The organism is Corynebacterium sp. HMSC069E04 (genome assembly GCF_001813175.1).
In the GTDB taxonomy this organism is placed as follows: Bacteria; Actinomycetota; Actinomycetes; order Mycobacteriales; family Mycobacteriaceae; genus Corynebacterium; species Corynebacterium aurimucosum.
This window is the reverse complement of sequence record NZ_KV811688.1, coordinates 70,822-80,935: the sequence shown is the minus strand read 5'-3', so window position 1 is coordinate 80,935 and position 10,114 is coordinate 70,822. Positions and strand designations below refer to the sequence as shown.

General features: G+C 64.6%; 8 protein-coding genes. 1 reads left to right on the top strand and 7 read right to left on the bottom strand.

Annotated elements, in window-relative coordinates:
- Positions 1–117: 117 nt before the first annotated feature.
- Genes HMPREF2896_RS09685 through HMPREF2896_RS09655 form a run of 7 tightly spaced genes read right to left on the bottom strand, consistent with a single transcriptional unit; the run spans position 118 to position 8,124 of the window.
- Positions 118–864 carry a GntR family transcriptional regulator gene (locus HMPREF2896_RS09685; protein WP_070719360.1) on the bottom strand — a complete coding sequence of 249 codons (747 nt, stop codon included), beginning with the start codon at positions 862–864 and terminating at the stop codon, positions 118–120.
- 56 nt (positions 865–920) lie between these two features.
- Positions 921–1,595 (bottom strand): SDR family oxidoreductase, encoded by a 675-nt coding sequence (locus HMPREF2896_RS09680; RefSeq protein ID WP_070719358.1) that lies wholly within the window; start codon positions 1,593–1,595, stop codon positions 921–923.
- Positions 1,596–1,612: 17 nt separating this feature from the next.
- The gene (locus tag HMPREF2896_RS09675; protein ID WP_070719357.1) at positions 1,613–2,800 is read right to left on the bottom strand and encodes an alkylhydroperoxidase domain protein; all 1,188 of its coding nucleotides are present in this window, start codon (positions 2,798–2,800) and stop codon (positions 1,613–1,615) included.
- A 29-nt stretch (positions 2,801–2,829) separates the two neighbouring features.
- Positions 2,830–4,530, bottom strand: a complete 1,701-nt coding sequence (locus HMPREF2896_RS09670; RefSeq protein ID WP_070644657.1) for a dipeptide ABC transporter ATP-binding protein — start codon at positions 4,528–4,530, stop codon at positions 2,830–2,832.
- 1 nt (position 4,531) lies between these two features.
- A complete protein-coding gene (locus HMPREF2896_RS09665; RefSeq protein ID WP_070443618.1) occupies positions 4,532–5,386 on the bottom strand; it encodes an ABC transporter permease in 855 nt (284 codons plus the stop codon).
- Entirely contained in the window at positions 5,383–6,408 is a 1,026-nt protein-coding gene (locus HMPREF2896_RS09660; RefSeq protein WP_070719355.1) for an ABC transporter permease, read from the bottom strand. The genes HMPREF2896_RS09665 and HMPREF2896_RS09660 overlap by 4 nt, the downstream gene beginning before the upstream one ends.
- The gene (locus HMPREF2896_RS09655; protein WP_246817294.1) at positions 6,409–8,124 is read right to left on the bottom strand and encodes a TIGR04028 family ABC transporter substrate-binding protein; all 1,716 of its coding nucleotides are present in this window, start codon (positions 8,122–8,124) and stop codon (positions 6,409–6,411) included.
- A 56-nt stretch (positions 8,125–8,180) separates the two neighbouring features.
- Here HMPREF2896_RS09655 and HMPREF2896_RS09650 point away from each other — a divergent pair, with 56 nt between their 5' ends.
- Positions 8,181–10,070 carry an FAD/NAD(P)-binding protein gene (locus HMPREF2896_RS09650; RefSeq protein WP_070719352.1) on the top strand — a complete coding sequence of 630 codons (1,890 nt, stop codon included), beginning with the start codon at positions 8,181–8,183 and terminating at the stop codon, positions 10,068–10,070.
- Positions 10,071–10,114: the final 44 nt, after the last annotated feature.

The window sequence follows — 10,114 nt, the reverse complement described above, 5'->3', positions numbered from 1 at the left end:
GGGCCCTTTAGCTCTTAAAGAACGAGACCCACCAACCCGATGGTGGTTGGCGGGTTTCCTGGAGTACACGTTCGTATTCCCGGCGGGGAAAACTTATGGCGCTGCCCTCGCTGGTGTCTAGTCGAGGGTCGGCGTGGGATCCTCGCCAATGACGACCTCCACCGTGGCCGCATCAGGGCGCAGGGTCTCTTCCAGCTGAGCGGCTACGACGCCGCCCTCTGCCTTGATGGTTCTCGTAATGCGTAGGACCGGTTGGTTCCGACCTACTCCAAGGGCTTTCTGCTCCTCCGTGCGAGCGGTGGCGGCCACGAGCGAGTCCCGCTTAAACACGGGTGCCAGGTCAAGCTCCGTCAACAGCTCGGTCAGTGGCTTCTGCACATCCTCTTCCGTAAGTCCTGGTGCCAAGATTTGCGGGATAAAGAGCGTGGAGGCCATGATGGGCGAGCCCGCCGACACCTGCACCGTACGGCACTCCCACAGGGAATCCCCCTCCTCAATCCCAAAGGCGGAAGCAAGGTGCCCGGGAGCATCAATGAACATCAGCGACAGTACCCGCACCTCAACATCGAGGCCATGTTCACGCAATTGATCGAGGGCACTGCGGCCACTCGTCAGGCTCAACGTGGGCGGGGTGGCACGCACGAAGGTGCCACCGGTGCGCCCACGCTTGCGATCAATGAGGCCCTCAATCTGGACGATGTCCAGCGCGTGGCGCACCGTCATGCGCGCCACCTTGTATTCCTGAACCAATTCCCGCTCGGTGGGAAAACGGTCACCCGGCTTTAATTCGCCGGATTCAATCTTGCTCCTAAGCGAATCCGCGATCACCAAATAGGCGGGGCGGCGACGTTGAGAGGTGGACACGCCTCATAACTGTACCGTGTGCTGGGTTTTTCGCATCTTGAGAGAAAACGCGCCACCTACTTACGCTGGTTCAACTCAATGCGCGGGCGCACACGGATCTCAGTGAGCTGCGTCGTCGGCCCAGCATCAACGGTGGTGCGAATAGCCTTCGCCACCTCGACCGGGGCGATGACATGCTCCGGATTGTAATCCTGCAAGCCCTGCAGCATCGGGGTGTCCGTCGGACCCGGCGCGACGGTGGACACGCGGATGCCGAGTTCGCCGAGGCGGAGGCCGTCGGCAAGCGCGTAGAGTGCGTGCTTCGTGGCGGCGTAAATGACGTTGTCACCATAGGAGTGGATGCCGGCACCGGAGTTGATGAACACCGCGAGGCCCTCCGCCGCACGCAGCGCAGGCAGCAGAAGGCGGGTCAGCTCTGCTGGCACGTGCACGTTGAGGTCCATCTGCGCACGCCAATCTTCCGGGCTAGCGCTTTCCACTGAGCGCTTATCCGCCCGTGCCGCCGCATGCACGAGCACGTCCACGCGCTCCAGTTCAGAAAGCTCGGTGGGAAGCGCCGCACCATCAAGTAGCGACAGCAGGTCGGTGCCCACCGGCACGATGTTCTCCGCCTCCGGCAGCTCCCCGGCGCGCCGGCCTAGTGCATACACGCGGTGGTCTCGCGCAAGGTCCTTGATGATCTCCCTGCCCATTCCACCGGTTGCCCCGGTCACAACGGCAGTCTTCACCATGATTGTTCCTCCTTCAGTTAGCGGAAGCGCTTCGGCACATCCGGCTCCCCCAGCGTCAACATCAGGCGATTTGCCCAGTTGAAGAACGCGGAGGAGTTGATGACATCGATGATTGCCAGCGTATCGAAACCCACCTCGCGGAGACCATCCACGTGGGAGGCGTCGAACGCAAAGGGCGACTCGGTCAGGGCCAGGGCGGCGTCACGGATGGCGGACCACTGCGCCGAGCCCAGGTCAGCAGAAACGCCCTCGTCGAGCAGGCGGTCAATCGCTGCGGCGTCACCGCCCTCCTCCTTGGCGCGCTGCTGGTGTACCGATGCGCAGTACTCGCAGCCATTGAGGCGCGAGACCACCGTGGCGGCCAGCTCACGCTGGGCGCGCCCCAATCCGCCGTCGGTGTTGTAGAAGATGTCCAGGTCCGTCAGCGTGCGCGCCTTGAGCGCTGCCGGGTCGCGGGCCAGCAGGCGGAAGTACTCCATGTCGATGCGCTCGGGCTTAATCAGCGCGTCACGCTGCGCGTCGGTGAACTCCTCCTTTGGTTGCGGCGGCACCCACGGCTTCCAGCCTAGGGAGTGTGCCACAAAGCCCTGCGGCTTGACGACGTCCGGCACCAACGTCCCCTCCCCCGGCACCCAATCCGGGGTCTGGGTAGGACGCGGCGCCTCAGTCACAGGCGTGGGCTGGGCGGTACCGGCCAGCACAGACAATCCGTGGGCCACCCGCAGCTGAAAGGACAGGAAGCTGACGAGCTGTCCCAACGTCACGATGTCATCGTTGGACCAGCCGGCCGCCTGCAGGTGACCGATCGCGGCCGGGGATGCGTCCTTGGGGTGGAAGGCCAGCAGGTGGGCGAAGTCGAGGGCGGCGGCGAGGCGTGGCGAGCCGTCGAAAAGCGTGAAGCCGCCACCAGAGTATGGGCCGGTGGTGATGCCGCGCTCCACCGCGCGGGCTACTTCTTCAGCGAGCTCCTCCGATTCCTCCGCCAGCAGGTCGGAATAGAACTCCACCGCCTGCGGAGCCTGGTAAATGCCAGCAACAAACGTCGCGATGGCGTAGCGCTCCGCATAGCTGAACGTGCCGGGCTCTTTAGGCTCAAGGAGCGCGGCGAAGGAGGCCTGCGCATTCTCCTTAGCTTCAGGCCGGCGCTCGCGCAGCTGGGCGACGTCCTCGCTTGCATCCGCCAGTAGGTTAATAATGTCTGCCATGAACTAATCCTTTCTTGATTGGCCCCAGGCTACAGGCCGAGGTTGAGGTCACCGGCGCGGTAGCGCGAGCCGGGGATGGCCTCGATAAGCTTGCGGGTAAACGGTGACTGCGGGTTGCTAAAGACCTCGGCCGTGGGCCCGCATTCCACCTGCTGGCCCTTCGAGAGCACGGACACGGTATCGGAGATCTGGTTGACCACCGCCAGGTCGTGCGAGATGAAGATGTAGGTCAGGCCAAGCTCCTCCTGCAGCCGGGCAAGCAGCCGCAGGATTTGGGCCTGCACGGTGACGTCGAGGGCGGAAACGGCCTCGTCGAGGATGACCAGCTCCGGCTCCACAATCATCGCCCGGGCGATGGCCACGCGCTGGCGCTGACCGCCGGAGAGCTCGCGCGGGCGCCGGTCATAATAATCCGGGTTAAGGGCGACCAGCTCGAGGAACTCTTTGGCCTTGGCTTTCGCGCTGCTTGCCGACGCCCCCTTCAAATTCCGCAGCGGCTCCGCCACCGTCTGGCCAATCGTCTGCTTGGGGTCCAGCGAGCCATAGGGGTTCTGATAGACCAGCTGGATGTTGTTGCGCTCTTCGCGCGAGGCCTTGCCGCGCAGGCCTACGATGTCGCGCCCGCCGACGGTGATGTTGCCGGAGGTCGGGGTGTTGAACATGGCGATGCTGCGCCCGGTGGTGGTCTTGCCGGAGCCGGACTCGCCCACGATAGCGTGGGTCGAGCCCTTAGCCACGGTGAAGGAGATGTCATCGACCGCGGTGAAATCACCGAAGCGCTGGGTCAGGCCTTCGACGCGCACCAAAGGTTCGCCGGCAGCGCGAGTAGTCGGCGCGCCGGTAGATTCAGATGAAGCACGCTGAGTGCTTAGGTTGCCCTGGGGTGCGACGGCGCGGGCAGTTGACGTGCCGGCGTCGGCGACGGTGAGGGAGGGGGCGTCGGCAAGCAGGCGTTTGGTGTAGTCGTGGCGCGGGTTGGTCAGCACTGTGGCGGCTAGGCCTTCCTCGCGCAGCTGGCCAGACTCCATGACCACGACGCGGTCGGCGCGGTCACCGGCCACGGCTAGGTCGTGGGTAATGAAGAGGATGCCCATGCCGAGCTCTGCGCGCATGTCATCGAGGAGGTCGAGGATGATCTTCTGCACGGTGACATCGAGAGCAGAGGTGGGCTCGTCGGCGATGATGAGGTCCGGCTCCAGTGCCACCGCAGCGGCAATGAGTACGCGCTGCTTCATGCCGCCGGACAGCTCATGCGGGTACTGGTGATAGCGGCGCGCAGGGTCATCGATGCCGACGCGCTCCAACAGCTCCAGTGCCTTAGCCTTGCGCTCTGCAGCGCTGCCGACCTTGTGGATGCGCAGCCCCTCCTCCACCGAGGCGCCGATGGTCTGGACCGGGTTGAGGGAGTTATTGGGGTCCTGCGGGATCAGCCCGATGCGTCGCCCTCGCAGCTCACGCCACTGACGGCGGCGCAGCGAAGTGATATCGCGGCCATCGAAGGTGATGGTTCCGGCGCCGATGGTGGCATTCGAGGGCAGCAAACCGATGGCTGCCATGGCGGAGGTGGTCTTGCCGGAGCCGGACTCGCCCACGATGGCGGTCATCTGCCCCGGGTGCACCTCGAGGCTGACGCCCTGGACCGCGGGAACGTCACCACCTGCGGTGGAATAGGACACGTTGAGGTCCCGCACGTGCAGCAGGGGCTGCGCTGCATTCTTTGAAACAGACATGTTAGGCCTCCACGGGGAAGTTCTGGGACAGACGGTTGGCGGACATCACCACGGCCACCAGCGCGATACCGGGCAGAATAATGAGCCACCAGGCGGTGGCCATGAAGTCGCGGCCCTCGGCGATGATAAGCCCCCACTCCGGGGTCGGAGGCGGGGCGCCGTAGCCCAGGAAGCCGAGGATCGACAGCTGCAGAATGGCGGTGCCGAATTGAAGGGTGGCCAGGGCAATAACCGGGGTGAGTGAATTGGGAAGGATATGGCGGAAGAGCACGGTGGCGTGGGTGGCGCCCGCACCGTACGCGGCCTCGATGTAGTCCGAGCTGGCTACGGAGATTACCTGGGAGCGGGCCAAGCGCGCGAAGGTCGCCACCGAGGTCGCACCGACAGCCACCGCCGCCTGTACGGAACCAAAGCCCAGCACGATGATGATGGACAGCGACAGCAGGATGCCCGGGATGGACAGCAACACGTCGACCACGCGCATGAGGACGGTATCCACCGCTCCGCGCAAAGAGCCGGCGAGAAGGCCGATCAGCGTGCCGACGACCAGGCCGACGGCCACGGCGATGAGCGCGCCGAGCAGCGACTGGCGGGCACCGTAGATGATGCGCGCGTAGAGATCGCGTCCCACCGCGTCTGTTCCCATGATGTGCCCGGACTCTCCCGGCGGCAAGAGGGCCACATCGGTGCCCGCATAAGGGTCTGCTGAGGTAAACAAGCTCGGGAACAGGGCCGCCAAGAAAGCGATCGCGAGGATCACGATGGCGATGATGGAACCCGGCGCGAGCCACGGGTTAGAGGTCTGGCGGCGCGGCGCCCGTGTAGAACGCAGCGGCTTAGTGTGCGTCATGCTCATGAGCGCACCGTCCTTTCCGAAGTAGTGGCCGAGGAGTCAGTCGCCGGGGTGGCGGCGGAATCTGTGCGGTGAGCAGAACTGCGTTCCGAGGTGCTGGCGCGCAGGCGCGGGTCCAGCACCGGGTAGAGCAGGTCCACCACGAGGTTGATGATGATGTAGGAAGTGGCGGCGATGAGAACCACTGCCAACAGAACCGGGGTATCGCGGTTAGCCACGGCCTGGGCCACCATGTATCCCAAGCCAGTGCGGCCGAAGACGGTTTCGGTCACCACGGCACCGCCAACGAGTTCACCGAAGAGCAGGCCCGCCATGGTCAAGGTAGGCAGCAACGAGTTACGCAAGACGGTGCGCCAGAAAATCCCGGACTCCGAGGCACCGCGTGCGCGTACCGCTTGAACGAAGGGCCGTGATTGCGTCTCGTCGATGGAGCGAATCAGCACCTGAATCAACGGCGCGGCCATGGGCACCGACAGCGTCAGGGTAGGCAGGATGAGGCCCTCCACGCTGCCGGGTTCGATAACGCGCACCCAGCCCAGCTGGAAGGAGAAGAACTGGATGAGCAGGATGGCAATCCAGAATCCCGGCAGAGAGACCATGAAGGAAGGCAGGCCTCGGAAGAAGGAACCGATAGCACCGAGCCCCGGCAGCGTCGCTAGGAAGGCAACGAGCACGGCCACGATGAGTGCCACGCCGATGGCGCTGGCGGCGAGGATGAGGGTGTGGGGAAGGGCGTCGGCAAGCAGCGTAGCTACCGGGGCGCCCGACTGCGTCGAGTTACCAAAGTGCCCGGTAAGGAAGCCACCCAGGGACGTGAAGTACTGCACGAAGAGCGGCTTGTCCGCGCCCATTTCCTCCCGGATGGCGTCAATCTCCGCCTGGGATAGGCCCAGAGCGGGGTCGCCGAAGCGGGACTGCACGGCATCCGACGGCAGCGCCGACAGAAGCAGGAAGGCCACGGTGTAGGTAATGAGCAGCACGAGGAGGGCCTGCCCAATGCGGCTGAAAATCTGGCGAGTTGTCATTTATTTCTCCTCCTCATTCGATGCTGCGCGCTGCGGCGCGGCGTCGATGCTGACCTCGTAGAACCACGGGCGCGCCACCGATTCCGGACTAAAACCCGAAATGCCCGGCCGCACGGCATAAACCACGGGTTCCTCGAAGAGCGGGAGCACATAGGCCTGCTCGGTGAGGTAGTCCTGGACCTCTTCCGTGGCCTTGATGCGGCCTTCTTTATCGGGGGTATCGAGGACGGCGTCGAGAAGCTCCTGCAGGTGTTCGTCGATGGGATTGCCCTCCGCGTCCTGGTTGAGGAAGGCATCGCGGTTGTTGATGCCGTAGAGCGAAGTGATGACGTCGTAGTCGGCGCGACCGACCATCGAGTGGTAGATCTGCACCTTGTTGATGTCCTTGGCATCGGCATTCTGGGTGGCCTGGTCACCAGCATTGACCTGGATACCAATGCCCAGGGCGCGCAGCTGATCCTGCACCATGGTCATGACTTCCTTGGAGCGCGGCTGCGGCAACGCGGTGTTGGTGCGCAGGACGAGGCGCTGGCCGTCCTTGACGCGGATGCCATCGGGCCCGGGCTCCCATCCGGCCTCATCGAGAAGGCGCTTGGATTCCTCCGGGTCGAAGGTATAGGCGGCGGACTGGTCCTTATACGCCAGGCCGGTCTCGGCCACGGAGGAGGTGGCGAGCGGGTAGGACTCGGAGAAGAGCACGCGAAGGATCTCCTCGCGGTCCACGCCGTGGATGATGGCCTCGCGCACGCGCTTGTCTTGCAGCAGCGGGTGGTCGAAGCGGAAGGCGAACTGGTTGTTCATGGAGTTCGTGCCGCGTGAGACGATGTCAACACCTTGTTCTTTCAGCAGCGGCTCCTGCGGGGCTGAGATCTGGCGGGCGATATCGGCCTGGCCGGAAAGGATTGCTCCGGTGCGCACGGATTCCTCGGCGGCGAGGATGTAGTGGACGCCGTCGATCTCCGCGCGGCCCTGGTGCTTGGCCGCTGGTGGGGCCCAGTCGTAGTCCTCACGGGTCTTGAGCTTGAGGTCGGTGCCGATTTCTTCCGACTCCACTACAAAGGGGCCAGAGCCAATAACGTTGACCGCGTTGCCGGGGCCGAAGCCCTCGTTGTCTAGAGCCAACGTGGAATCAGAGAGCAGGCCGGCGTTATAGGCGGAAGTGGCTTGGAGGAAACCCGGGGAGGGCTGAGTGAAGTAGAACTTCACGGTGTCCTCGTCCACGACTTCGCCGCGGTCATAGTTGGCGATCTGCTCGGAGCTGGTCAGCGTGCGGGATTTATCGCCGCGGCCGAAGAGGTCGAAGTTGGCCACGACGTTCTCGGCGGTCAAAGGAGAACCGTCGGAGTAGGTGACGTCGGTGCGGATAGTAAACGTGTATTCCGTGGCATCGGCGTTGACCTTGGGCATCTCCGTGGCGATCCATGGCGAGAGTTCCAGGGTCTCGGGGTCTTGGTAGAGGAGGCGGTCGGTCAGCTGGTTGACCACGCCACCGTTGGGGTAAAAGCCGGCGGCCGGCGGATAGAGCGTGCGGAAGAATTGCGGCTCGAGGTAGGTGAGGACGTTATCCTCCCCGTCCGGCCGGTCCGCGGCAGAGCAGCCCGCTAAGGCGAGGGCTGCTGCCAGGGTGGCGGCGAGTGCGCGTAGAGTTTTCACGGTAATGCTTTCAGAAAGTCGGTAGTCGGTTTGTGCTGTGTCTCTGGATTTAACACAACGCATACTGAGCGGTATTATTCCACTAGACAGCACAGTCTAAAAGTTTGAGGTTGATTTATATGCCCGCCATCGCCATCGTCGGGGCCGGCCCGCGCGGTATCTCGCTGGTCGAGCGCCTTGCGGCCCATCTGCGCGCGACCCCCCTTCATTCACCCCTGCGACTCCACATCATCGACGATGCCCCGCTGGGCGCCGGCCGCATTTGGGATACGGATCAGACCCGCACGCTGTGCATGAACACCCTGGCTGGCGCGGTCACGTTATTCACCGAGCCCGATTCCACGACCACCGCGCCGGTGCTGGAGGGTCCCATTCTCTACGAGTGGATCCAGCTTCTGCGCGGCGAGCGCCCCGACATCGCGCCCGCCAAGCTAAAGCTTTATGATTCCCACCCGCCGCGCGAGGAGCTTGCCGCCTCTTTTGCCACAGAGCTCGCGCAGACCCGCCCGGAATCCAACCCTTCCCGCGCGCTCTACGGCGCCTACTTGGAGTGGGTCTTCGAGGTTGCGCTGGCTCAGCTGCCGGAGAGCGTGGACGTCGTCCAGCACCGTGCGCGCGCGTTGTCCGTAGAGGAGCGCGGTGAACAGGACGCCATCGAGCTTTCCGACGGCACCACCGTCACCGCCGATGCCACCGTCCTGGCTTATGGCTGGCAAGTGCCTGCCCTGACCGAGTCCGAGCGTGCCCTGGCGGAGGCCGCAGATTCCGGCCTGCACTGGGTGCGCCCAGATAACCCGGTGGAGCAACCGGTGTCTGAGGTTCCTGCGGGCGAGAAGGTCCTAGTTCGGGGCCTGGGCATGGGCTTCTTCGACGTCATGGCGCTGCTCACCATCGACCGCGGCGGCGAGTTCGTCGAGGATCCCTCCACCCGCTCCGGGCTGCGCTACGAGCCCAACGGCGAGGAACCGCACTTCATCGTCTCCTCCGGCCGCGGCTACCCTTATATCCCGAAGTCGGAGTATCACGCGCTGCCACCAAAGGCTGAGCTGACCCGCTTCCGCGCCGCGGTCGTCGCGCTTGAGCCGGAAGCGGAGCTGGACTTTAGCACGCAGCTGCTACCGCACATTCTGCGTGATTCCTACGCCGAATACTACGAGAACCAGGCTCGTGTATTCCCAGATGCCCTGCAGCGCCCGCTTGCGGATATCCTCGCCACGATTGATTCCACGGAGCTCACCGCCCCAGATCTCCGAGGCATGGCGGATCAGCTGCGCGTGGCGCTGGAGGGCACATCGACTGACCCCCTCGACCTTGCCCACTGGGCGAACCCGCTGGCGGACTTCGACAGCGCGGAGGGCGCCGAGATCACCGAGTACATCGCCGAGGGCCTCGCCCGCGATATCCGGGAGGCCGTCGCCGCCGCCGATTCCCCGCTGAAGTCCGCGCTGTGGGCCATCTCAGCCGCGCGCAAGCCCTCCTCCATCGCCGGCTCGGAGGGCCGGATGACGTGGGAGTCCCGGACCAGCACCTACAAGGAGTTCATGGCCTTCGGACAGATGGTGGGCTCCGGCCCGCCGCTCTTCCGCACCCGACAGCTGCTGGCGCTTGTCGACGCCGGCCTCGTCACCTTCCTGGGCCAGCGCCCCCAGCTGGAGATCGGTGAGAAGTTCACGCTGCGCACCGCGCACGGTGAGGCTTCCTCCACCTGGCTTATCGACGCCTGGATGCACTCCCCCGATGTCCGCCGCGCCGGCGACCCACTTGCGGTATCCCTCAACGGACGTGTTCGCGCGTTCGTCGACCACGGGCAGGCCACCGGCTCGCCGGAGACGACGTGGAACCGCCGCGTGGTCAACCCCGGCGGCACCGAGGACCCGCGCCTGCACATCGTCGGCATCCCCACCTATTCGCAGTGGCCGGATACCACCATCTCCCCCATGCCGGCCACCGATCCGCTCATGCTGCAAGAAACCGACCGCACGGCCGGTTCCCTGCTCACTTCCCTCTAACCTCACACAGCGAAAGCGCCGAGGCCCACACTGCCTTGGCGCTC

Excerpts from the sequence above, each read along its gene's own strand:
- HMPREF2896_RS09660 (WP_070719355.1), bottom strand. The coding sequence starts at position 6,408 with ATGACAACTCGCCAGATTTTCAGCCGCATTGGGCAGGCCCTCCTCGTG.
- HMPREF2896_RS09670 (WP_070644657.1), bottom strand. The coding sequence starts at position 4,530 with ATGTCTGTTTCAAAGAATGCAGCGCAGCCCCTGCTGCACGTGCGGGAC.
- HMPREF2896_RS09675 (WP_070719357.1), bottom strand. The coding sequence starts at position 2,800 with ATGGCAGACATTATTAACCTACTGGCGGATGCAAGCGAGGACGTCGCC.
- HMPREF2896_RS09680 (WP_070719358.1), bottom strand. The coding sequence starts at position 1,595 with ATGGTGAAGACTGCCGTTGTGACCGGGGCAACCGGTGGAATGGGCAGG.
- HMPREF2896_RS09650 (WP_070719352.1), top strand. The coding sequence starts at position 8,181 with ATGCCCGCCATCGCCATCGTCGGGGCCGGCCCGCGCGGTATCTCGCTG.
- HMPREF2896_RS09655 (WP_246817294.1), bottom strand. The coding sequence starts at position 8,124 with ATGCGTTGTGTTAAATCCAGAGACACAGCACAAACCGACTACCGACTT.
- HMPREF2896_RS09665 (WP_070443618.1), bottom strand. The coding sequence starts at position 5,386 with ATGAGCATGACGCACACTAAGCCGCTGCGTTCTACACGGGCGCCGCGC.